The 21,823-nt window shown below is 69.8% G+C and carries 22 protein-coding genes; 18 read left to right on the top strand and 4 right to left on the bottom strand.

Annotation, left to right across the window (positions count from 1 at the left end):
- Window positions 1-20 precede the first annotated feature (20 nt).
- The gene (locus tag ABH923_RS12130; protein ID WP_370055615.1) at window positions 21-350 is read left to right on the top strand and encodes an L-rhamnose mutarotase; all 330 of its coding nucleotides are present in this window, start codon (window positions 21-23) and stop codon (window positions 348-350) included.
- A gap of 7 nt (window positions 351-357) precedes the next feature.
- On the opposite strand, the gene ABH923_RS12135 is transcribed toward ABH923_RS12130, so the two are convergent.
- On the bottom strand, window positions 358-1,368 hold the full coding sequence (locus ABH923_RS12135) for a LacI family DNA-binding transcriptional regulator (RefSeq protein WP_370055616.1): 1,011 nt from the start codon (window positions 1,366-1,368) through the stop codon (window positions 358-360).
- A 315-nt stretch (window positions 1,369-1,683) separates the two neighbouring features.
- Here ABH923_RS12135 and ABH923_RS12140 point away from each other — a divergent pair, with 315 nt between their 5' ends.
- The 14 genes from ABH923_RS12140 to ABH923_RS12205 all read left to right on the top strand — a co-directional run bounded on the left by ABH923_RS12140 (window position 1,684) and on the right by ABH923_RS12205 (window position 17,085).
- Entirely contained in the window at window positions 1,684-3,003 is a 1,320-nt protein-coding gene (locus ABH923_RS12140; RefSeq protein ID WP_370055617.1) for an ABC transporter substrate-binding protein, read from the top strand.
- Between the two features lie 73 nt (window positions 3,004-3,076).
- A complete protein-coding gene (locus ABH923_RS12145) occupies window positions 3,077-4,024 on the top strand; it encodes a carbohydrate ABC transporter permease (RefSeq protein WP_370055618.1) in 948 nt (315 codons plus the stop codon).
- Complete coding sequence (locus tag ABH923_RS12150; RefSeq protein WP_370055619.1) at window positions 4,021-4,854, top strand: carbohydrate ABC transporter permease; 834 nt, start codon at window positions 4,021-4,023, stop codon at window positions 4,852-4,854. Before ABH923_RS12145 ends, ABH923_RS12150 begins: the two co-directional genes overlap by 4 nt.
- A gap of 59 nt (window positions 4,855-4,913) precedes the next feature.
- Window positions 4,914-7,184: a family 78 glycoside hydrolase catalytic domain gene (locus ABH923_RS12155; RefSeq protein WP_370055620.1), complete on the top strand. Its 2,271-nt coding sequence runs from the start codon at window positions 4,914-4,916 to the stop codon at window positions 7,182-7,184.
- Window positions 7,185-7,319: 135 nt separating this feature from the next.
- Window positions 7,320-7,637, top strand: a complete 318-nt coding sequence (locus ABH923_RS12160) for an L-rhamnose mutarotase (RefSeq protein ID WP_370055621.1) — start codon at window positions 7,320-7,322, stop codon at window positions 7,635-7,637.
- Window positions 7,638-7,656: 19 nt separating this feature from the next.
- A complete protein-coding gene (locus ABH923_RS12165; RefSeq protein ID WP_370055622.1) occupies window positions 7,657-9,027 on the top strand; it encodes an MFS transporter in 1,371 nt (456 codons plus the stop codon).
- A gap of 23 nt (window positions 9,028-9,050) precedes the next feature.
- Complete coding sequence (rhaI, locus tag ABH923_RS12170) at window positions 9,051-10,214, top strand: L-rhamnose isomerase (protein ID WP_370055623.1); 1,164 nt, start codon at window positions 9,051-9,053, stop codon at window positions 10,212-10,214.
- A 50-nt stretch (window positions 10,215-10,264) separates the two neighbouring features.
- A complete protein-coding gene (locus tag ABH923_RS12175) occupies window positions 10,265-12,301 on the top strand; it encodes a bifunctional aldolase/short-chain dehydrogenase (RefSeq protein ID WP_370055624.1) in 2,037 nt (678 codons plus the stop codon).
- Complete coding sequence (locus ABH923_RS12180; RefSeq protein ID WP_370055625.1) at window positions 12,298-13,746, top strand: rhamnulokinase family protein; 1,449 nt, start codon at window positions 12,298-12,300, stop codon at window positions 13,744-13,746. The genes ABH923_RS12175 and ABH923_RS12180 overlap by 4 nt, the downstream gene beginning before the upstream one ends.
- Before the next feature lie 10 nt (window positions 13,747-13,756).
- Window positions 13,757-14,542, top strand: coding sequence for a nucleotidyltransferase domain-containing protein (locus tag ABH923_RS12185; RefSeq protein ID WP_370055626.1), 786 nt, complete (start codon window positions 13,757-13,759; stop codon window positions 14,540-14,542).
- An 89-nt stretch (window positions 14,543-14,631) separates the two neighbouring features.
- Window positions 14,632-15,270: a hypothetical protein gene (locus ABH923_RS12190; RefSeq protein WP_370055627.1), complete on the top strand. Its 639-nt coding sequence runs from the start codon at window positions 14,632-14,634 to the stop codon at window positions 15,268-15,270.
- On the top strand, window positions 15,267-15,437 hold the full coding sequence (locus ABH923_RS12195; protein WP_370055628.1) for a hypothetical protein: 171 nt from the start codon (window positions 15,267-15,269) through the stop codon (window positions 15,435-15,437). Before ABH923_RS12190 ends, ABH923_RS12195 begins: the two co-directional genes overlap by 4 nt.
- A gap of 176 nt (window positions 15,438-15,613) precedes the next feature.
- Window positions 15,614-16,345, top strand: coding sequence for a dienelactone hydrolase family protein (locus tag ABH923_RS12200; RefSeq protein ID WP_370055629.1), 732 nt, complete (start codon window positions 15,614-15,616; stop codon window positions 16,343-16,345).
- A gap of 92 nt (window positions 16,346-16,437) precedes the next feature.
- Window positions 16,438-17,085, top strand: coding sequence for a GNAT family N-acetyltransferase (locus ABH923_RS12205; RefSeq protein WP_370055630.1), 648 nt, complete (start codon window positions 16,438-16,440; stop codon window positions 17,083-17,085).
- A 171-nt stretch (window positions 17,086-17,256) separates the two neighbouring features.
- On the opposite strand, the gene ABH923_RS12210 is transcribed toward ABH923_RS12205, so the two are convergent.
- Both ABH923_RS12210 and ABH923_RS12215 read right to left on the bottom strand, forming a co-directional pair.
- Window positions 17,257-18,555 carry an MFS transporter gene (locus tag ABH923_RS12210; protein ID WP_370057354.1) on the bottom strand — a complete coding sequence of 433 codons (1,299 nt, stop codon included), beginning with the start codon at window positions 18,553-18,555 and terminating at the stop codon, window positions 17,257-17,259.
- A gap of 5 nt (window positions 18,556-18,560) precedes the next feature.
- Window positions 18,561-18,989, bottom strand: a complete 429-nt coding sequence (locus ABH923_RS12215; protein ID WP_370055631.1) for a MarR family winged helix-turn-helix transcriptional regulator — start codon at window positions 18,987-18,989, stop codon at window positions 18,561-18,563.
- An 82-nt stretch (window positions 18,990-19,071) separates the two neighbouring features.
- On the opposite strand from ABH923_RS12215, the gene ABH923_RS12220 reads away from it, so the two are divergent.
- The 3 genes from ABH923_RS12220 to ABH923_RS12230 all read left to right on the top strand — a co-directional run bounded on the left by ABH923_RS12220 (window position 19,072) and on the right by ABH923_RS12230 (window position 21,523).
- Entirely contained in the window at window positions 19,072-19,923 is an 852-nt protein-coding gene (locus tag ABH923_RS12220) for an alpha/beta fold hydrolase (protein WP_370055632.1), read from the top strand.
- 100 nt (window positions 19,924-20,023) lie between these two features.
- On the top strand, window positions 20,024-21,073 hold the full coding sequence (locus ABH923_RS12225; RefSeq protein ID WP_370055633.1) for a biotin/lipoate A/B protein ligase family protein: 1,050 nt from the start codon (window positions 20,024-20,026) through the stop codon (window positions 21,071-21,073).
- A gap of 81 nt (window positions 21,074-21,154) precedes the next feature.
- Window positions 21,155-21,523 carry a hypothetical protein gene (locus ABH923_RS12230; RefSeq protein ID WP_370055634.1) on the top strand — a complete coding sequence of 123 codons (369 nt, stop codon included), beginning with the start codon at window positions 21,155-21,157 and terminating at the stop codon, window positions 21,521-21,523.
- Window positions 21,524-21,536: 13 nt separating this feature from the next.
- Here ABH923_RS12230 and ABH923_RS12235 read toward each other — a convergent pair whose 3' ends face one another.
- Entirely contained in the window at window positions 21,537-21,821 is a 285-nt protein-coding gene (locus ABH923_RS12235; protein ID WP_370055636.1) for a GNAT family N-acetyltransferase, read from the bottom strand.
- Window positions 21,822-21,823: the final 2 nt, after the last annotated feature.

Consider the following 21,823-nt stretch of genomic DNA (forward strand, 5'->3'; position numbering starts at 1 on the left):
AGGCTCCCGGAAGGAATCACATGCGCGTCGCCCTGCACTCCGTCCTCCGCGAAGGCCACGAGGCCGCCTACGAGGAGGCGCACGTCGTCATCCCCGACGACCTCGCCGCCTCGTTCGCCCGCCTCGGCATCCGCGATTGGACGATCTGGCGCAGCGGACGCGACCTCTTCCACCTGGTCGAGTGCGACGACTTCGCCGCCGCGATGCACGCGCTGGACGACGATCCCGCGAACCAGCGCTGGCAGGCCTTCATCAACCAGCACGTCGATCACTTCGTCACGACCGCCGAGGGACCCGACGGAATGGTGCTGGGCGAAGTGTGGCGACTGGAGGGCCAGCGCCAGGGCTGAGCGCGCCCTACCGCCGCGTCGTGCTCGCCCGCACCACCAGCTCCGGCTGATACAGCACCCGCCGCGCCTCCAGCTCCGGGTCGGCGGCCTCCTCGAGCAGGATCTGCACGGCCGTCTCGCCGATCAGGTGGCTCGGCTGGCGGATCGACGTAAGGGGCACGACCGAGGCGCCGGCGAACTGGATGTCGTCGTAGCCGATCAGGGCGATGTCGTCCGGGACCGCGAGGGTGCCGTCGATGATCAGGGTCTGCAGCAGTCCGATCGCCAGGAGGTCGTTGGCGGCGAAGACCGCGTCCGGACGGTCTGCGGCAGCGCGGTCGGCGATGGTCTGGCCGGCGCGGCGGCCCTCCAGGACGTTGAGCGCGTCGACGTCCACGACCTCCAGGGTCACCCCGGGATGGCGCTCGACGACCGAGCGGGCGCCGGCCAGGCGATCCGCTACCTGCTGGATGGCGAGCGGGCCGCCGACGAAGGCGATGCGCGTTCGGCCGGTCTCGATCAGGTGGGTCGCGGCCATCGCGCCGCCGGCGACGTCGTCAACCGAGACCGAGCTGAAGGTGCTGTCGCTGCTGACCCGGTCGACCAGCACGGCCGGGATGCCGCGGTCGCGCATCCGTCGCAGGCGCGCCGCCGCGTCGCCGACCGGGGCGAGCAGCACGCCGCGCACACGCAGCTCCTCGAACAGGTTGAGGTAGCCCGACTCGCGGTCCTGGCGCTCGGTGCTGTTGCCGACGATCACCGAGTAGCCGGCGTCCGCCGCCGCGTTCTCGGCGGCTGTGGCCACGTCGGTGAAGAACGGGTTGGCGCCGCTGAGGCTGATCAGGCCGATCGCCTGGCTGTGCCCGAGTCGGAGCTGGCGGGCGGCCTCGTTGCGCACGTAGGAGAGCTTCTCCATCGCGAGGTGGACCCGTTCGACCGTCTCTGCGGACACGATCTCGGGCCGGTTGAGCACATTGGACACGGTCCCCACCGAGACCTGAGCCAGTGCTGCGACGTCTTTGACGCTTGCGGAAGCCATAGTGATTCCCCTCTCGCCGGTCATCGTAACGGATGCTCGGGTTGAATCGAAACAATTTTCAAGTCGACACAGGATGAGAATGATTTCACCCCACAGTCATGACGATTAAAGTCCTGGTCAAAACTATTATCCGCAACAAGTTCACGAAGCCTGTCGACTTGAACTCACGATTCAGTGTCGAATTTCGCCGCCGTTACTGAATCGACACAATTGGTTCTTGACGTAATCCTCCACAAGACTTATCTTCATGTGAAGCGTTTCAAAACACCCCGAACACCCAGGGGCGGAAGCGTCCCGAATACAAGGAGGTATTTGATGTTCTCTCGCAGGACGACGACCAGGGTCGTCGCCACACTCGGCGGCATCGCCATCGCGGCGCTCGCGCTCGCCGGCTGCAGCTCGTCGGGCGGAAACTCGAACGGCCCGGTGACCATCTCACTGCTCGCCGCGGGCAACGACCCGGCCAGCACCAAGTTCGCGAACGACCTCTCGACCGCGTTCCACAAGGCCAACCCCAAGATCACGGTCAAGGTCGAGACGCGGCCCGCGGGCACGGACGGTGACAACCTCATCAAGACGCGCCTCTCCACCGGGGACATGAACGACGTGTTCCTCTACAACTCGGGCTCCCTGTTCCAGGCGCTGCACCCCGACACCCAGCTCCAGCCGCTCACCGACGAGGCCTGGGTGAAGGACATCACCGACGACTTCAAGAAGACGGTCAGCACCTCGAAGGGCACCTACGGCGCCCCGACCGGCACGACCTTCGACGGCGGCATCATGTACAACAAGAAGGTCTACGAGAAGCTCGGCCTGTCGGTGCCCACCACCTGGAGCGAGTTCATCTCCAACAGCGAGAAGATCAAGGCCGCAGGCATCACCCCGGTGATCCAGTCCTACGGCGACACCTGGACCAGCCAGCTCTTCGTGCTGGCCGACTTCGCCAACGTCAACGCGAGCGACCCGAAGTGGGCCGACGACTACACGGCGAACAAGTCCAACGCGAAGTACTCGAAGCAGCCGGCGCTGGCGGGCTTCACGCACACGCAGGAGATCTTCGACAAGGGCCTGATGAACAAGGACTATGCGTCCCTGACCAACGTCAACGCCCTGAAGATGCTGGCGACCGGCGAAGGCGCGCAGTACCCGATGATCACCACCGTGATCAGCAACGTGCTGCAGTCCAACCCGGACAACATCAACGACATCGGCTACTTCGCGGTCCCGACCGACTCGGGAGCCCCGCACGCCACCGTCTGGGAGCCGGGCGGCGCGTACATCCCGAAGACCACCACCGGCGACAAGCTGACGGCCGCGAAGAAGCTGGTCGCGTTCATCAATTCGCCCACAGGCTGCGACATCCAGAACAGCGCAGGCACCCCGGCCGGCCCGTTCGCGATCAGCACCTGCAAGGTCCCGGACAGCGCCCCCGCGCTGGTCAAGGATGAGCTCAAGTACCAGGACGACAAGAAGACGGGCCTCGCGCTCGAGTTCCTGTCCCCGATCAAGGGCCCGAACCTGGAGAAGATCCTGATCCAGGTCGGCTCGGGCATTTCCAACGCCCAGCAGGGCGCGGCCCTCTACGACCAGGATGTGAAGGCTCAGGCCCAGCAGCTCGGTATCAAGGGCTGGTGAGCCCGTCCGGGCCGGCGCTGCGGCGCCGGCCCGGACACCACACACCCCCAGAAGACTCGACGAGGAGCAGACTATGTCGACGGCAAGCCCCGCGACCGCCACCCAAGCGGCCGACATCATCACCGAGGTGGGGGCCTCGGTACGGAACAGACCACGGAAGAGCCGGATGCGGTCGCACTATCCGACCTGGTTCTTCATCCCCGCGATCGTCCTCTACGTGATCTTCTTCGCGATCCCGACGGTGTCGTCCTTCTACTTCTCGCTGACCCGCTGGTCGCTGTTCGACTCCCAGTTCATCGGGTTCGCGAACTACGTGCAGTTCTTCCAGGACCCGCAGCTCTACACGAGCTTCATCCACACCCTCATCTACGCCGTGCTGACCTCCGGCGCGAAGGTGATCCTCGGCTTCGCGCTGGCGCTCCTGCTGACCTCCCCGGTCGTGGGCCGCGGCTACCTGCGGGCCGTCGTCTTCTTCCCGGTCCTGCTCTCGACGATTGGCGTCGGCATCCTGTGGAAGTCGCTGCTGGACCCGTTCCACGGCATGGTCAACGCGGTGCTCGGCTTCTTCGGCCTCCCGCAGCCCGGCTGGTTCACCGACCCGAACCTGGCGCTCTACACGATCGCCGGCGTCGACATCTGGAAGGGCGTCGGCATCGCGACGCTCATCTTCATGGCCGGCATGGTCGCCATCCCCACCGAGTACTACGAGGCGGCCCGCATCGACGGCGCCGGCGGCTGGAACATCCTGCGCCGCATCACCATCCCGCTGAGCCGCGGCGCGACCGCGACGGTCATCATCCTGTCGCTGATCGGCGGCCTGCGCTCGTTCGACATCATCTGGGCGACCACGGGGGGCGGCCCCGGCTTCACCAGCGACGTGCTCGCGTCGGTGATCTACAAGCAGTACCAGGCGGGCTTCTACGGCCTGTCGACGGCGGGCAACGTCGTCCTCTTCCTCGTGGTGACGCTGATCATGGTGCCGCTGTCGTACGTCCTCAACAGAAAGCAGGTGGAGCTGTGACCCGCACGAAGGTCCGCGCCTGGATCGTCGGCGTCGTCGCGATCCTGGTCTCCGTCGTCGTCTTCCTCGTCCCGTTCGCCTTCGTGGTGCTGCAGGCGTCGAAGTCCCCGGACGACGCCTCCAGCCTCGCCTTCACCTGGCCGAAGGAGTGGCAGTTCTTCCCGAACCTGATCGCGGTGCTGCAGAGCGGCGACGGACTGATCTGGCGGGCGTTCCTCAACTCGTTCGTCCTCACCGTCGGCTCGGTGGCGCTCATGGTGGTGCTGTCGGCGATGGCCGGCTACATCCTCGCCCGCAAGCGCAGCAAGTGGGGCCCTGTCGTGAACTTCTTCGTGCTGGCCGGCCTGATCGTGCCGCCCGCCGTGGTGCCGACCATCTGGGTGCTGCAGGGGACGGGGCTCTACAAGACCATGCCTGGCATGATCCTGATCGAGACCACCTTCGGACTGTCGTTCTGCATCCTGCTCTTCCGGGCCTTCTTCAACACGGTGCCCAAGGAGCTGGACGAGGCGGCGGTGCTGGACGGCGCGGGCCGGGTGCGGCTGTTCTTCCAGGTCATCCTGCCGCTGCTGAAGCCGGTGATCGTGACCGTGATCGTGGTGCAGTCGGTGTTCGTCTTCAACGACTTCGCCGGGCCGCTGTACTTCCTTCCCGGCTCCGACAATGCGACAGTGCAGACCACGCTCTACACCTTCGCCGGACAGAACCTGAGCTTCTACAACCTGCTCTTCATGGACATCCTGCTCATCACCATCCCGCCGCTGGTCGCATACATCTTCTTCAACCGGCAGATCGTCGCCGGCATGACGAGCGGCGCGGTCAAGGGCTGACGGCTCCATCCACCGACACACATAACCGAAACCGAACACGAAACCGGAGACACGGAAACATGACTTGGCACGCCCAGATGATCGCCGCCGACCAGGCCTTCGACGGAGCCCCGCTGCTGCGCAGGGAGTTCGCGCTGGAGGACGGCCATGGCGCCGTCACCCGCGCGACCCTCACGCTCACCGCCCAGGGGGTGGTGGAGGCCTGGCTGAACGGCCGCGCCGTCTCGGACGACGTGCTCACTCCGGGCTGGAGCAGCTACGAGTGGCGCCTCCGCTACGCGACCTACGATGTGACCGCGCTGGTCGAGGAGACGACGGTGCTCGGCCTCGCCCTCGGCAAGGGCTGGTTCGGCGGCCGCCTCGGCTGGTCGGGCGGCGGCTCCTGGTACGGCGACACCCAGGGCGCGTTCGCGCAGCTCGTGGTGGAGTTCGCCGACGGCAGCACGCAGCTCATCGTCACCGACGACGCCTGGACCAGCGGCCCGAGCGCGGTGCTCGCGAACGACCTGTACGACGGCGAGACCATCGACGCGCGCCTTCGCGACGACGCCTGGAAGAAGCCCGGCTTCGACGGCGACGGCTGGACGGGAACGCACGCCGTCGAGTTCGACACCGCGAAGCTGGAGCCGTACATCGGCCCCTCGGTGAAGCGCTGGGCCGCCCTCCCGGTGCAGGAGATCAGCACCTCCCCGTCGGGCAAGACGCTGATCGACTTCGGGCAGAACCTGGTCGGCTGGATCAAGGTGCGCGTGCAGGGTCCCGCCGGCACGGAGGTGACCATCCGGCACGCCGAGGTCCTGGAGCACGGCGAGCTCGGCGTGCGTCCGCTGCGCTCGGCGCAGGCGACCGACCGCTACCTCCTCAGCGGCGGAGTGGACGAGTTCGAGCCGACCTTCACCTTCCACGGCTTCCGCTACGCCGAGGTCACCGGCTGGCCGGGCGAGCTGAAGGCGGAGGACCTGACGGCTGTCGTGATCGGCTCCGAGCTGACCCGCACCGGCGAGTTCAGCAGCTCCGACCCGCTGCTCAACCAGTTCCACGAGAACGTGGTGTGGGGGATGCGCGGCAACTTCGTGGACGTCCCCACCGACTGCCCGCAGCGCGACGAGCGCCTGGGCTGGACCGGCGACATCGCCGCGTTCGCGCCGACCGCGGCCTACCTCTACGACGTGGAGGCGTTCCTGTCCGACTGGCTGGTCGACCTCGACCTGGAGCAGCAGCACAACGAGGGGATCGTCGGCTTCGTCATCCCGGACGTGCTCAAGTACATGCCGCACCCCGAGGACTTCGGCAAGCCGAACACGACCGCGCTCTGGAGCGACGCCGCCGTCTGGGTGCCCTGGGACCTCTACGAGGCGTACGGCGACACCGCGGTGCTGGAGCGCCAGTTCGACTCGATGGCCTCGCACGTCCGCCGGGTGAAGTCGCTGCTCTCGCCCGCCGGCGTCTGGGACGGCAACTTCCAGTTCGGCGACTGGCTCGACCCGGACGCCCCGCCGGAGGACCCGGCGAAGGCGAAGGCCGACAAGGGCGTCGTCGCGACGGCGTGCGCCTACCGGTCCGCACGGATCCTCGCCGACACCGCAGCGCTGCTCGGCCGCACGGCAGAGCACGCGGAGTTCGAGGCGCACGCCGCGGACCTCCGCGCCGCATTCAACCGCGAGTACGTGTCGGGCGGCGTCGTGAAGAGCGACTGCACCACGGTGTACTCGCTGGCGATCGTCTTCGGGCTGCTGGACGCGGCGGACGAGGAGTTCGCGGGCGACCGGCTCGCCGAGCTCGCGGCGGAGGCCGGCTACCGCATCTCCACCGGGTTCGCCGGCACGCCGTTCATCGCGGACGCACTGACGCAGACCGGCCGCACCGACGTCGCCTACCGCCTCCTGCTGGAGAAGGAGTGCCCCTCCTGGCTCTACCCGGTGACAATGGGCGCGACCACGGTGTGGGAGCGCTGGGACTCGATGCTGCCGGACGGCACCATCAACCCGGGCGAGATGACCTCCTTCAACCACTACGCCCTCGGCGCGGTGGCGGACTGGATGCACCGGGTCGTCGGCGGCCTCGCGCCGCTGAAGCCCGGCTACGCGTCGGTGCTCGTCGCTCCGCAGCCGGGCGGCGGCCTCACCGAGGCGGCCACCTCGCTGGAGACCCGGCACGGCCGGGTGTCGGTGCGCTGGAGCCTGGACGGCGACCTCCTGACGGTCGACGCCGAGCTCCCGGAGGGCGTCGACGGCATCCTGCGGCTGCCCGGCCGCGAGGACCAGCAGCTGAGCGGCGGCCCGGTCTCGGTCACCGCGGAGGTTCCCTCGTCCGTGGGCGCGCTGCGCTGAGAGACGGGGGTGAGCGACCATGCGGCGCGAGTGCCTCTGCTCGGCACCGCGCCGCGTGGTATGCTTTGAATCGATTCAGCTTGAATCGATTCACAACAGATCAACGACGAGAACACAGACGACGAGGGAGTTGACGTGGAACGGGTGTGCTTCACGATGCGGCTGAAGCCGGAGCGGGTCGCAGACTACCTGGCCGCGCACGAGACGGTCTGGCCGGAGATGCTCGACGCACTGCGCGAGACGGGCTGGTCGAACTACTCCCTCTTCGTCGACCGGGAGGAAGCGCTCGTCGTCGGTGTCCTGGAGACCGACGACTTCGATGGCGCGATCGCCGCGATGAACGAGCGCGAGGTCAACGCGCGCTGGCAGGCCACGATGGCCGGCTTCTTCGCGGAGGAGACCGCTCCGGACAGCACGATGAAGCGGCTGACCGAGTACTTCCGTCTGGTTTGAGCAGAGAGGACACGAAGACGTGAGAGTCGGAAGCAGCAGCACGACAGGATGGCGGGCCACCAGCTCCGTCGCGATGAGCAACTACATCGAGTCGGGCTCGATCATCGCGATCGCCACCAGCCTCGGGTTCTGGCAGGCGGAGTTCCACCTGACCGACGGGTTCGTCGGCATCCTCGCCGCATTCAGCGCCAACGCGTTCGGCGCGGCCATCGGCGCGATCCTCGGCGGCCCGCTCACCGACCGGCTCGGCCGCAAGTTCATCTACACCTACGACCTCCTGCTCTACATGCTCGGTGTCCTCCTCGCGGTGTTCGCCGTCAACGCGGGGATGCTGTTCGCGGCGTTCCTGATCACCGGCATCGCGGTCGGCGCGGGAGTCCCGGCCTCCTGGACCTACATCGCTGAGCAGGCGCCCGACCACGCCCGCGCCAAGCACGTCGGTATGGCGCAGCTCGCCTGGTCGATCGGCCCGCTCATCGGCTTCGCCCTTGCCGCCGCGCTCGCGCCGCTCGGCCTGCTGGGCAGCCGGATCATCTTCTTCCACCTGTTCGTGGTGGCCGGCATCGTGTGGTGGGTCCGTCAGGGCCTGCCGGAGTCGAAGCTCTGGACCGACGTCAAGACCGGCGCCGTCTCCACCGCCGCTTCCGGGCGCGGGATGCGCGCCCTGTTCTCCAAGCGGGTGAACCTCACGGCGCTGCTGTTCCTGTTCGGCGTCTACGGGTTCTGGAACCTCGTCGCGGGCCAGGCGGGCATCTTCATGCCGCGCGTCTACGAGGCCGCGGGCGTGCACAGCGCCGTCGAGCAGGACCTCCTGCAGGTGCTGGTCTGGGGCTGCACGGTCGCCGCGACCTACTTCGGGTTCATGCAGCTCGCCGACCGGATGTCGCGCCGTATCCTCTATGGGATCGGCGCGGTGCTCGGCATCGTGGCCTGGTTCGTGCTCGTGTTCGCGCCTCCCGGCCTCCCGACACTGCTGACCTTCGCGATCACCTGGGGCGTCGCCTCCGGCATCGGCGCGCAGGCGTTCTACGGCGTCTGGACGGCCGAGCTGTTCGCCACCCCGTACCGGGCGAGCGCGCAGGGCGTCCTGTTCTTCGCGGCGCGCATCGCCGTCGGCCTGCTCAGCTCGGTGTTCCCGGTGCTGCTCGCCAGCACGGGCGTGCCGACCGTCGGCCTCATCCTCATCGGCTTCCTCGCCGTCGCGCTGCTCATCGGCGTGATCTGGGCTCCGGCCACGCAGGGGAAGTCGCTGCGGCAGATCGAGGCCGAGAGATACGGCTCACCTTCCAACGTTCGCGACGAAGCGCGCGCGCGGTGGAGCTCAGGGGCAGCGCGGAGCGATGCCGCGACCCCAGCGCCGAGGGAGCCTGCGACCGAGGTTTCAGAATGACAGTCCCGACCGAAAGGGAGACCATGACCCTCACCGACGACATCCGCTCGCAGCTCGCGCTGCAGGCGATCGAGCTGCCTTCGTGGGCGTTCGGCAACTCGGGGACGCGCTTCCGGGTGTTCGGCACGCCGGGCACGGCGCGCGACCCGTTCGAGAAGATCTCGGACGCGGCGCAGGTGAACACGCACACCGGTCTCGCGCCCTCGGTCGCCCTGCACATCCCGTGGGACAAGGTGGACTCCTACGCCGACCTCAAGAAGCACGCCGAGGACAACGGCGTCGAGCTCGGCACGGTCAACTCGAACACGTTCCAGGACGACGACTACAAGTTCGGATCGGTCACGCACTGGGACGACCGCATCCGCCAGAAGGCGATCGACCACCACTTCGAGTGCATCGACATCATGAACGAGACCGGGTCCCGTGACCTGAAGATCTGGCTCGCGGACGGCACCAACTATCCGGGTCAGGACTCGATGCGGGCGCGGCAGGACCGCCTGGCGGACAGCCTCCAGAAGATCTACGAGCGGATCGGCGAGGGCCAGCGCCTGGTGCTGGAGTACAAGTTCTTCGAGCCGTCGTTCTACCACACGGATGTTCCGGACTGGGGCACCAGCTACGTGCAGACCGCGGCGCTCGGCGAGCGGGCGATGGTGTGCCTGGACACCGGCCACCACGCGCCGGGGACGAACATCGAGTTCATCGTGATGCAGCTCCTGCGCCTCGGGAAGCTCGGCTCGTTCGACTTCAACAGCCGGTTCTACGCGGATGATGACCTGATCGTGGGCGCCGCCGACCCGTTCCAGCTCTTCCGGATCGTGTTCGAGGTCATCCGCGGCGGCGGCTACGCCAACCCGGACGTCGCCTTCATGCTCGACCAGTGCCACAACCTGGAGGCGAAGATCCCGGGCCAGATCCGCTCGGTGCTGAACGTCCAGGAGGCCACCGCCAAGGCGCTGCTGGTCGACACCGAGGCGCTCGCCGCCGCGCAGTCCGCCGGCGACGTGCTGGCCGCCAACACGGTGTTCATGGACGCCTTCAACACGGACGTCCGTGCCGACCTGGCCGCCTGGCGCGAGACCCGCGGCCTCCAGGCCGACCCGATGGCCGCCTACAAGGCGTCCGGCTACCAGCAGAAGATCGAGACCGAGCGCGTCGGCGGCACCCAGGCCGGCTGGGGCGCCTGAGCGTCCGCACCATCCACTCGCAGACCTCCACGCAGAAGGAACCACGCAGAATGACGAACGAGACCGTCGCGGCCCTCCTGGCCCGGTCGAACCGCCTCGGCGCCGACCCGAAGAACACGAACTACGCCGGGGGCAACACCTCCGCCAAGGGCGTGGAGACCGACCCGGTGACCGGGGAGCCGGTCGAGCTGCTGTGGGTGAAGGGCTCCGGCGGCGACCTCGGCACGCTGAAGGAGCAGGGTCTCGCGGTGCTGCGGCTGGACCGGTTGCGCGCCCTCCAGAACGTCTACCTCGGAGTGGACCGCGAGGATGAGATGGTCGCGGCGTTCGACTACACCCTGCACGGCAAGGGCGGCGCGGCGCCGTCGATCGACACGGCCATGCACGGCCTCGTGGATGCGGCGCACGTGGACCACCTGCACCCGGACTCCGGCATCGCGATCGCGACTGCAGCGGACGGGGAGGCGCTGACCTCGACGATCTTCGGCGGTCGCGTGGTGTGGGTGCCGTGGCGCCGCCCCGGCTTCCAGCTCGGACTCGACATCGCCGCGATCAAGGCGGCGAACCCCGACGCGATCGGCACCGTCCTCGGCGGTCACGGCATCACCGCGTGGGGCGACACCTCCGAGGAGGCCGAGGCCAACTCGCTGTGGATCATCCAGACAGCCGCCGACTACATCGCGGCGCATGGCCGGCCCGAGCCGTTCGGGGCGCGCATCGCGGCGAACGAGCCGCTGGCCCCGGCTGAGCGGAAGGCCAAGGCAGCAGCACTCGCGCCGACCATCCACGGGCTGGCCTCGACGGACAAGCCGCAGGTCGGCTCGTTCACCGACGACGACGCGGTGCTCGACTTCCTCGCGTCGTCCGAGCACACCCGTCTCGGCGCTCTCGGCACCTCCTGCCCGGACCACTTCCTGCGCACCAAGGTCAAGCCGCTCATCCTCGACCTCCCGGCCGACGCCTCCATCGAGGACTCGCTCGCCCGGCTGACGGAGCTGCACGAGCAGTACCGGGCCGAGTACACCGCGTACTACGAGCAGTACGCGACGCCCGAGTCCCCGGCCATGCGCGGCGCGGACCCGGCGATCGTGCTCATCCCGGGCGTCGGGATGTTCTCCTACGGCAAGGACAAGCAGACCGCACGGGTCGCCGGCGAGTTCTACATCAACGCGATCAACGTGATGCGCGGCGCGGAGGCGCTCTCGACGTACGCGCCCATCTCGGACGCCGAGAAGTTCAACATCGAGTACTGGTCGCTGGAGGAGGCCAAGCTCCAGCGGATGCCCAAACCGAAGTCGCACGCGGGCCGCATCGCGCTCGTCACGGGCGCGGCCTCCGGGATCGGCAAGGCCATCGCCACCCGGCTCGCGGCCGAAGGCGCGTGCGTCGTCATCGCCGACCTGGACCTCGCGAAGGCGCAGGCCGCCGCGGCCGAGCTGGGCGGCACGGACGTCGCGATCGGGGTGGCGGCGAACGTCACCAGCGAGGCCGACATCCAGGCCGGCATCCAGGAGGCGCTGCTGCAGTTCGGCGGCCTCGACCTGATCGTCAACAACGCCGGCCTCTCCATCTCCAAGCCGCTGCTGGAGACCACCGAAGCCGACTGGGATCTCCAGCACGACGTGATGGCCAAGGGGTCGTTCCTGGTCTCCAAGGCGGCAGCGAAGGTCCTCATCGAGCAGGGCCTCGGCGGCGACATCGTCTACATCTCCTCCAAGAACTCGGTGTTCGCGGGGCCGAACAACATCGCCTACTCGGCGACCAAGGCCGACCAGGCCCACCAGGTACGGCTGCTCGCGGCCGAGCTCGGCGACTACGGCGTGAAGGTCAACGGCATCAACCCCGACGGCGTCGTCCGCGGCTCCGGCATCTTCGCCGGCGGCTGGGGCGCCAAGCGCGCCGCGGTCTACGGCGTGCCGGAGGAGGAGCTGGGCAAGTACTACGCGCAGCGCACCCTGCTCAAGCGCGAGGTGCTGCCGGAGAACGTCGCCAACGCGGTCGCGGTGCTCACCTCCAGCGACCTCGATCACACCACCGGACTCCACATCCCCGTCGACGCGGGCGTCGCGGCGGCCTTCCTGCGATGAGTGCGGTGCGGGCGGGCACGGTCGCCGCGGTCGACCTCGGGGCGACCAGCGGGCGCGTCATGCACGCCCGCGTCGGCGCGAACACGCTGGAGCTGACCGAGGCGGCGCGCTTCCCGAACGCTCCCGTGCGGGTGCAGGAGGGCGGCCGCGAGGCGCTGCACTGGGACGTGACCGGGCTCCACGCCCACGTCCTGGACGGGCTTCGCGCAGTCGCCGACGCCGACCCCGGCCTCCGGAGCGTCGGCGTGGACGCGTGGGCCGTCGACTACGGCCTGCTGCGCGCCGGCCGCCTGCTCGGGGAGCCGTACCACTACCGCGACGAGCGCACCGCCGCGGGCGTCGAGCTCGTACACGCGCGCGTCGCGCCCGAGGAGCTCTACCGCGAGGGCGGCCTCCAGTTCCTGCCGTTCAACTCGCTCTACCAGCTCGCGGTCGACCAGGAGTCGGGGGCGCTGAAGGCCGCGGACGGGCTCCTGCTGGTCCCGGACCTGATCACGTACTGGCTGAGCGGCCAGTCCGTCGCCGAGCGCACCAACGCCTCCACCACCGGGCTGCTCACCGCCGATGGGTCGTGGAACGATGCGCTCATCGAGCGGCTGGGCCTTCGGCGCTCGCTGTTCCCGGCGCTCGTGGACGCCGGGACGCTCGTGGGCTCCCTGCTGCCGTCGCTCGGCCTCCCGTTCGCCGGGGCCGGTCCCGCGGTCACGGCAGTCGGCGCGCACGACACCGCGTCCGCCGTCGTCGCCGTGCCGATGGACGCCGCCCGCGCCGCGTACATCTCCTGCGGGACCTGGGGTCTGGTCGGCGTCGAACTGGAGGGCCGCGTCGTCAGCGACGCGGGCCGCGCCGCCAACTTCACCAACGAGGGCGGCGTGGACGGCCGCGTCCGCTACCTCCACAACGTCATGGGGCTGTGGCTGCTGAGCGAGTCCATCCGCGAGTGGCAGCGGCGCGGCCTCCCGGTGACCCTGGAGAGCCTGCTCGCCGAAGCCGCCGCGCTGCCGCGGCCGGCCGACCTGTTCGACGCGGACGACCCGCGGTTCATGGCGCCGGGCGACCTCCCGTCGCGCATCGCGGACTGGTTCGCCGAGCGCGGCCTCCGTTCCCCGGCGAGCCCGGCCGGGATGGTGCGGGTCATCGTGGAGAGCCTCGCGGAGGCCTTCGCGGCCTCCGTTCGCGCCGCCTCCGAACTGTCCGGCGTCCCGGTCGAGACGGTGCACATCGTCGGCGGGGGAGCGCGCAACGCCCATCTCTGCCAGGCGACCGCCGACCGGGTCGGCGTCCCCGTGCTCGCCGGGCCGGTGGAGGCCACGGCGCTCGGCAACGCGCTCGTCCAGGCCCGTGCCGTCGGACTCGTGTCCGGCGACCTGGAGACACTGCGTGCGCTCGTCGCCCGCAACCATGTGCCCGTGCGGTACGAGCCGGCGCGGGTGACTGTGCGTTGATGGTGCGCTGATGGAGCATCACGAGCGGGCGATCGAGCGGTACGTCGCGGACGTGTCCGCCGACCCGGAGGTGCTGGCGGTCGTCGTGAGCGGCTCGGTCGCGCGCGGGGCCGAGCGGGCGGACTCCGACGTCGACCTGTACCTGGTCGTCACCGAGTCGCGCTGGGACGAGGCGTACGCCGCGCGCCGCCTGATGTTCACCAGCACGGAGGGCATCGGCTACGACGAGGGCTACTTCGACGTCAAGCTGGCAACGCTGTCCTACCTGGACGACGCGGCCGAGCGCGGCGACGACCCGGTGCGGGACTCCTTCGCCTCCGCGCGGGTAGTGTTCAGCCGGGTGCCCGACCTCCCGGACCGCTTGGCGCGGGTGACGCAGGTCTCGGCGGCCGACTGGCGTGATCGTGTCGCGGGCTTCGTGGCGCAGTGCCGGCTGCACGGCGGCTACTTCCTCCCGCAGGCGCACGAGCACGGCGACCCGCTGCTGCTCGCGCACGCCTCCGTCCACCTGGTGACGTCGGCCGCGCGGGCGCTGCTCGCGCACAACCGGGTGTTCTTCCCCGGGCCGAAGTACCTGCGGGCGCGGGTGGCGGGGCTCGCTTCGGCGCCTCCCGGGTTCGGTTCCTTGCTCGATGACGTGATCGCTTCGCCATCGCCGACGACGGCCGCCGCGCTGCTGGAGGCCGTGGAGACGTTCGTGGGCGGCGCGCTGCCGCGCCACGAGACACTGTCGCGCTTCGTGCTCGACAACGAGCTCGCGTGGCGCTACCGCACAGCGCCGCCGGAGTACTCCTGATCGCACCCGCGCCCGACTCGTTCGGGGGCTTGGCGGACGCGCGAGCGTGAGCGAAGCTGACCTTCGTGCGATCGAGTGGAGGACCGAGGGTGACCATGCGCGGATCCGACCTCCGATCCCGGGTGACGCGGCGCTGGGCCGGCTACGTGGCGCTGCTGGTGGGCGCGTTGGTTACGCTCGCGACGACGACTGTCGCGCGGGTCGAACTGGCCGGGGCCGGGGCGGGTATCGAGCTGCTGATCGGCTCGATCGTGGTAGGGGGCGGCCTGGTCGCGTTCGTCGTGGGGGCCTGGCTGTGGTTCCTGCCGAGCGCGCGGCTCCGCGCCGAATTCGGTCGTCGCCATCCGGAGGCCGTGGTCGACATCGCGCGCCGCGACGACTTCCGGGGGCTCCTCGACGTCGATGAGCTGGGCATCGCCGAACGGGACCTCCCGTACTTCGTGGTCCTCGTCGCCGACGGCGTGGGAATCGTCGCCTGGGCCGCCGGGGACCCGGGAACTGCACCGCGCCGCCTCACGACCGTCACGTGGGACCGGCTCGGGCCGCTGGAGCTGTCCGCCACACCCGACACGCTGCCGCTCTACGTCGTCGAGACGACCGTCGACGGCGATGCCTGGCTGCAACTCACCTTCGGCGGCATCGTCCCGCGGTCGTACCCCCGCTCGCTGAGTTCGCTCGAAGCGCTGGAGGCCGTCCGGACCGCCGCCGACTCCGGGGTGCGCCCGTGACCCGGACCAGGCTGCTCACGATCGCCGGCGTCTGCGGCGCCGTCGTCATCGTGCTGCTGTTCCTCCAACCCGCGTTTCCGTCCGCTCCGCTGCTGCCCGTTGCCCTGGTCGTCGGGTTCGTCGGCGCGCTCATCGCCCGGGCGCTGTGGTGGAGTGACCGCGACTAGCCGCGCCCTGGACGCCCGACCACGCACCCGCTACGCTCATCAACGGTCCAGGACCGCGGAGGAGGTGAGCACTGTGATCGACCACACATACGGGTGCTCCCCGTCCTCGCATCGAGCGGCGACTGATCGACCGGTCGCCGGGAGCGCCAGCAGGCAGCTTTCGAAAGGCGACCATCATGAACCTCTTCACTGACGACACCACCGTGGACGGCGTCCGCCGCCGCGGCTTCCTCCTGGAGGGCGTCCCCGGCGTCCTCTGGACCACTCCCGCCGCTACCCCCGGCGCGCCGCTGATCCTCTCGGGTCATGGCGGCGGCCTCCACAAGGAGGCTCCCGGGCTGGTGGCCCGCGCCCGGCGACTCGTCCTCGACCATGGCTACGCCGTCGCCGCGATCGACGCGCCTGGGCACGGCGACCGTCCGCGCCCGGCGCGCGACCAGCAGTGGGTCGACGCCATGCTCGACGCCCGCGAGCGGGGCGAGCCGCTCGATCCCGTCATCGCCGAGTACAACGCCTCGCTCGCCGAGCGGGCCGTGCCGGAGTGGCGGGCGACGCTCGACGCGCTCCAGCAGCTCGACGACATCGGCGCCGGCCCGGCGGGGTTCACCGGGATGACGCTGGCCTCGGCCATCGGCATCCCGCTCGCCGCCGCCGAGCCGCGCATCCGCGCCGCCACCTTCGGCGGGATCGCGGCGCACCGCTTCGTCCTCGACGCAGCGCGGGAGGTGAGCATCCCGATCGAGTTCCTGTTCCCGCTGGACGATGCGGAGATCACCCGGGAGTCCCAGCTCGAACTGTTCGACGCGTTCGCCTCGGCCGAGAAGACGCTGCTCGGGTTCCCGGGCAGCCACTTCCGGGTGCCCGCCGAGCGGCTGGACACGGGGCTCTTCCCGCGCGTGTTCGGGTGACGCGTGCGGGGACGCGGCGTCCGTCGCGTCCCCGCATGGCGCTTGCCTGTCGACGCCCCGCAGCGTAGTTTCGCGCCAGAGGGGAGGCCGCCATGAGCGACGCCGACGCCACCACTTTCACGATCCGCCCGCTCGACACCTCCACCTGGGACGCCTTCGTCGCGCTCTGCGACCGGCACGGCGGCGGCGGATTCGGCGGCTGCTACTGCACCTGGTTCCACCGCGACGCCCACTCGGCGCCGGGGTCGCAGCCCGAGCGGCCTGCCGACTTCACCAGGGAGTTCAAGCACGACCTCGTAAAAGCCGGGGACGCGCACGCCGCGCTCGTCTTCGACGGCGACCGCGCCGTCGGCTGGGCGCAGTTCGGGAGCCCAGAGGAGCTGCCCGGGATCTACCACCGCAAGCAGTACCTGGAGACGGCGACCAGCCTCCCGGACTACCGGATCACCTGCATCTTCGTCGACCGCGCCTACCGCGGCCGGGGCGTCGCCCGCGTCGCGATCGCCGGTGCGCTGGAGTTGATCGCCTCGGCCGGCGGCGGCGTGGTCGAGAGCTATCCGCGCGAGACCGACAAGCGCATCTCGCCGTCGTTCCTCTACAGCATGACCCGCCAGGTCTTCGAGGACGCCGGCTTCGAGTACGACCGCCCGAAGGGCACCGTCAACTGCGTCATGCGCACCACCGTCCCCGCCGACGCGAACGGAGGAGATCCCTCACGCCCCACCGCCCCACGACGGTAAACGGAGGACATCCCGCTCCAGCCACCCCGAATCTCCTCCGCTGCCGACGCCCCAAGGCCGACGGCCGCCGCGGCGAACGGAGGAGCCCCGCCCCGAACGGCCACGGATGTCCTCCGTTGCCTGCCGACACGCGGACGGGCAGCGCCGATCTCCTCCGTTGCCGACGGCCGCTCAGCTTGCGCGCGTCGCGGTGACCTCGGTCTCCTCGAGCTCTTCGCGAGCTTCCTCGCGCGGGCTGAGGACGACGCGAGGCCTGAGCCCCGAGAACCGCACCCGCATCCCGCGGTACTTCACGAGGTAGAACACACCCACCAGCGCCGCCGCGAACCCGCTCGCGCCGCCGACGCCCATCGCCCAGCGCGGGCCGAACGTGTCGGCCACCCAGCCGACGATCGGCGCGCCGACCGGAGTGCCGCCCATGAAGATCGCCATGTAGATCGCCATGACCCGGCCGCGCAGCATCGGGTCGGTGGTCATCTGCACGGTCCCGTTCGCGGTGGTCATCAGGGTCTGCGACGAGACGCCGATGATGATGAGCGCGAGCGCGAACAGCCAGTAGGTGGGCATCACCGCGGCGATCACACAGCCGGCGCCGAAGAACGCCGCTCCCGCGAACAGCAGCGAGACGCGCGGCCGCTCGCGGCGGGCCGACAGCAGCGCGCCGACCACCGACCCGATCGCCATGATGGAGGACAGCAGCCCGTACTCGCCCGCGCCCTGATGGAACACGCTCACCGACATGGTCGAGATGAAGATGGGGAAGTTGAGCCCGAAGGTCCCGATCAGGAACACCATCACCAGGATGACCACGATGTCGGGCCGCAGCCGCACGTAGCGGAAGCCGTCGACCAGCCCACCGCGCGAACGCTTGGCCCGCTCGGTCCGGTACAGCTTCTCCTTGCGCAGCAGCATCAGCGACAGCAGCACGGCGCCGAACGTGGCCGCGTTGATCAGGAACACCCAGCCCGCGCCGACCGCGGCGGTCAGGAGGCCGGCGACGGCAGGGCCGAGGAGCCGGGCCATGTTGAACGACGCCGAGTTGAGCGCCACCGCATTGGACAGGTTCGGCCCGGCCACGAGCTCCGACACGAAGGTCTGCCGCGCCGGAGCGTCGAACGCGGCGACCACGCCGAGCAGCAGCGCGAACACGTACACGTGCCAGAGCTGCACCACCCCGGTCACGGTCAGGATGCCGAGCCCCAGACCGAGCAGCCCCATCATGCCCTGCGTCATCATCAGCAGCTTGCGCCGGTCGAGGTGGTCGGCCGCCCAGCCGGTAACCGGCAGGAGGATGAGCTGCGGCCCGAACTGCAGCGCCATGACGAACCCGACCGCCGCCGCGTTGTTGTGGGTGAGCTGGGTGAGGACGATCCAGTCCTGCGCCGTGCGCTGCATCCAGGTGCCGACGTTGGAGACGAGGGCGCCGCCGGCCCAGATGCGGTAGTTGACCCCGGCGAGGGAACGGAACATGGCGCTCACGAGTCGGCGATCTCCCTCATGATGGCCGCGGCCTCGGCGAGGGTCTCGCGCTGCTCGGGGGTGAGCGTGCGCAGGCGCTGGTTCAGCCAGGCGTCGCGGCGGCGGCGCGTCTCGGTGACGAGCCGGAGGCCGGACTCGGTGGGGACGACGATCACCTTGCGCCCGTCGACCGCGTCCGCGGTGCGCTGCACGTAGCCGGCCTGCTCCAGGTGGTTCACGGTGCGGTTCATGGAGGGCGGGGTCACGCGCTCGTGCTCGCTCAGCCTCCCGATCGTCCCGGAGCCCTCGCGGACGAGGAACGCGAGCGTGGAGGTCTGCGTGTCGCTCAGCTCGTCGTCCTCCTTCTCGGCGCGCAGGCGTCGCCCCAGACGCGCAACGGCGATGCGCAGCGCGCTGCTGAGGTCGTGCGTCGAGAGGCGTCCCATAGATAGTTAGCCTAACAAATTAGGCTGGCTAAATAAACCGCGTTCGCCCACGGCGTGCCAGGGGGCGTGCCAGACTGAGCGCGTGCAGCGAGAGTTCAGCGCCGACGACGGCCTCCGCATCTTCTTCGACGTGTACCCGGCCGAGCGCCCGCGAGCCGCCGTGCAGGTGGCGCACGGGGTGGGGGAGCACGCCGGCCGCTACCGCGAGCTCGCCGAGCACCTCGTCGCCGAGGGGTACACCGTGTACGCCGACGACCACCGGGGCCACGGCCGCACCGGGATGGAGCAGTGGCACGGCGACGCGAGCAAGCTCGGGAGGCTCGGCCCGGGCGGGCTGCGCGGCGCCCTCCGCGATCTGCGCACGTTCGGCCGGCTCATCCGCGACGAGAATCCGGACCTCCCGCTGGTGTTCATCGGCCACAGCTGGGGCTCGCTGATGGGCCAGATGGCCCTGAACCACCACGCCGACGAGTACGACGCGGCGGTGCTCTCCGGCACCGCCTACCGGATGATCGGCTCGATGAACGGCGGCGACCTGAACAAGCGGCACGCCCACCTCGGCACCACCGGGGCGGAGTGGCTGAGCCGCGACCCGGCTGTGGCGCAGGCGTTCGTGGACGACCCGCTGTGCACGCTCGTCCCGCTGCAGAAGCTGTTCGGGATGGCCGACGCCGCCCGGCTGATCGGGCGCCCGGCGCGGCACCTGGCCCGCGACCTCCCGCTGCTCATCGCGGTCGGCGGGGACGACCCGCTGGGAGGCCCGGCCTCCGCCCGCAAGCTCGAGCGCTCGTACCGCACCCGCTCGGGCCTGAGCGACGTGACGACCATCGTCTACCCCGGCGCCCGCCACGAGATCTTCAACGAGACCAACCGTGCAGAGGTCTTCGCCGACGTCACCGCCTGGCTCGACCCCCGCCTCCCGGCCCGCACCTGAGCAGCAATCTCTTCCGGACTTGTGTACGCGACACGCCGTCGTCGGGCGTGCACAAGTCCGGAAGAGATAGCTGGATGCGCGACGGTTCTAGGCTGGGGTCATGCATGGTGAGTACAAGGTCCCTGGCGGCAAGCTCGTCGTGGTCGACCTGGAGGTGGAGGACGGCCTGATCGCCGGCTTCCGGTTGGCGGGCGACTTCTTCCTGGAGCCCGACTCCGCCTTGGAGGCGATCGACGCCGCCGTCAACGGCCTCCCCGCCGAGACCGACTCCAAGACCATCGCCGCCGCCGTGAAGGACGCCCTCCCCGAGGGCGCGTCGCTGCTCGGCTTCTCGCCGGAGGCCGTCGCCGTCGCTGTGCGCCGCGCGCTCGCCCGCGCGACGAGCTGGCGCGACTACGACTGGCAGATCGTCCACGCCAAGGCCGTCTCCCCGCTCATGCACCTGGCCCTCGACGAGGTGCTGACCACCGAGGTCGGCGAGGGGCGCCGCGGCCCGACCCTCCGCATCTGGGAGTGGGACCGGCCCGCCGTCGTCATCGGCAGCTTCCAGTCGGTGAAGAACGAGGTCGACCCCGTGAACGCAGAGAAGTACGGCGTCGAGGTGGTCCGCCGCATCACCGGCGGCGGCGCGATGTTCATGGAGGCCGGCTCCGTCGTCACCTACTCGATCTACGCTCCCGCCGACCTGGTGCAGGGGATGAGCTTCGCCGACAGCTACGCGTTCCTGGACGAGTGGGCCATCATCGCGCTCAAGTCGCTGGGGATCGACGCGAGCTACGTCCCGCTCAACGACATCACCAGCCCGAAGGGCAAGATCGGCGGCGCCGCCCAGAAGCGTCTCGGCTCCGGCGCGGTGCTGCACCACGTGACGATGAGCTACGACATGGACGGCCAGAAGATGACGGAGGTCCTCCGCATCGGCCGCGAGAAGATCAGCGACAAGGGCATCACCAGCGCGGCCAAGCGCGTCGACCCGCTTCGCAGTCAGACCGGGCTCAGCCGCGCCGAGATCATCGAGCAGATGAAGACGACGTTCCGCAGCCTGTACGGCGCGACGGACGGCGACCTCACCGAGGCGGAGTACGCAGAGGCCGAGCGGCTCGTGACGTCGAAGTTCGCGACGGAGGAGTGGCTCTACCGGGTGCCCTGACCCTGGCGGCGCCGGCCCGGCGAGCTTGGTGGTTCCTGTGCGTCCGCGGAGCGTTCAGAACCGTCCGGTACCCTGGACGGCGTGAATTGGTGGGCCGTGGTCGTGGTGGTGGGCATCGTCGCGGTGATCGTGACGGGTGTGAGGCTCGGCTGGATCGACCTCTCCAACAAGGCCAATCGCGGCTCCAACAGCATGAGCGGCGCGATCGGAGGCTCGTTCGACGAGATCTTCGCGCCGACGCGCCACGAGGCCCAGCAGGAGCTCGACCGCCAGTCGTTCCTCCCGGCGCCCGCCCCGCTCCCCGGCGACGGCGGCGACGCGGGTGCGTGGGGCGCCGGCAAGATCACGATCGACGTCGGCTCGGCCGGCCGGGGTCAGCGCGCCGAGGGCCGCGCGCCCTCCGAGGAGGGTCGCGCCACCACGCGCACGACCGCCTCCCACCGCGCCTGACGCAGCCGGCGCCTCAGCGGTGCTGCAGCGCCTGGTACTCGGGGTGGTCGGCGAGCCAGCGCCGCACGTACGGGCAGGTGGCGACCACCCGCAAGTCGGTCCGGTCGCGCACGTCGTCGAGCGCCGTCTGGACGAGCTGGGAGGCCATCCCTCGTTCGCGCTTCTCGGGGTCGACCTCCGTGTGCACGAACACGATCGCGTCGTCGCGGAGCTCGTATTCGGCGATCCCGATGACCTCGCCGTCCTTCAGCAGGGCGTAGCGCGACTGGCCGGGCTGGTTCTCGACGGTGAGGGTCATGC

The sequence above is a fragment of the Leifsonia sp. EB41 genome (assembly GCF_041262565.1).
In the GTDB taxonomy this organism is placed as follows: domain Bacteria; phylum Actinomycetota; class Actinomycetes; order Actinomycetales; family Microbacteriaceae; genus Leifsonia.

Excerpts from the sequence above, each read along its gene's own strand:
- ABH923_RS12155 (WP_370055620.1), top strand. The coding sequence starts at position 4,914 with ATGACTTGGCACGCCCAGATGATCGCCGCCGACCAGGCCTTCGACGGA.
- ABH923_RS12205 (WP_370055630.1), top strand. The coding sequence starts at position 16,438 with ATGAGCGACGCCGACGCCACCACTTTCACGATCCGCCCGCTCGACACC.
- ABH923_RS12210 (WP_370057354.1), bottom strand. The coding sequence starts at position 18,555 with ATGTTCCGTTCCCTCGCCGGGGTCAACTACCGCATCTGGGCCGGCGGC.
- ABH923_RS12145 (WP_370055618.1), top strand. The coding sequence starts at position 3,077 with ATGTCGACGGCAAGCCCCGCGACCGCCACCCAAGCGGCCGACATCATC.
- ABH923_RS12140 (WP_370055617.1), top strand. The coding sequence starts at position 1,684 with ATGTTCTCTCGCAGGACGACGACCAGGGTCGTCGCCACACTCGGCGGC.
- ABH923_RS12180 (WP_370055625.1), top strand. The coding sequence starts at position 12,298 with ATGAGTGCGGTGCGGGCGGGCACGGTCGCCGCGGTCGACCTCGGGGCG.
- ABH923_RS12225 (WP_370055633.1), top strand. The coding sequence starts at position 20,024 with ATGCATGGTGAGTACAAGGTCCCTGGCGGCAAGCTCGTCGTGGTCGAC.
- rhaI (WP_370055623.1), top strand. The coding sequence starts at position 9,051 with ATGACCCTCACCGACGACATCCGCTCGCAGCTCGCGCTGCAGGCGATC.
- ABH923_RS12175 (WP_370055624.1), top strand. The coding sequence starts at position 10,265 with ATGACGAACGAGACCGTCGCGGCCCTCCTGGCCCGGTCGAACCGCCTC.
- ABH923_RS12185 (WP_370055626.1), top strand. The coding sequence starts at position 13,757 with ATGGAGCATCACGAGCGGGCGATCGAGCGGTACGTCGCGGACGTGTCC.
- ABH923_RS12235 (WP_370055636.1), bottom strand. The coding sequence starts at position 21,821 with ATGACCCTCACCGTCGAGAACCAGCCCGGCCAGTCGCGCTACGCCCTG.
- ABH923_RS12200 (WP_370055629.1), top strand. The coding sequence starts at position 15,614 with ATGAACCTCTTCACTGACGACACCACCGTGGACGGCGTCCGCCGCCGC.
- ABH923_RS12130 (WP_370055615.1), top strand. The coding sequence starts at position 21 with ATGCGCGTCGCCCTGCACTCCGTCCTCCGCGAAGGCCACGAGGCCGCC.
- ABH923_RS12135 (WP_370055616.1), bottom strand. The coding sequence starts at position 1,368 with ATGGCTTCCGCAAGCGTCAAAGACGTCGCAGCACTGGCTCAGGTCTCG.
- ABH923_RS12215 (WP_370055631.1), bottom strand. The coding sequence starts at position 18,989 with ATGGGACGCCTCTCGACGCACGACCTCAGCAGCGCGCTGCGCATCGCC.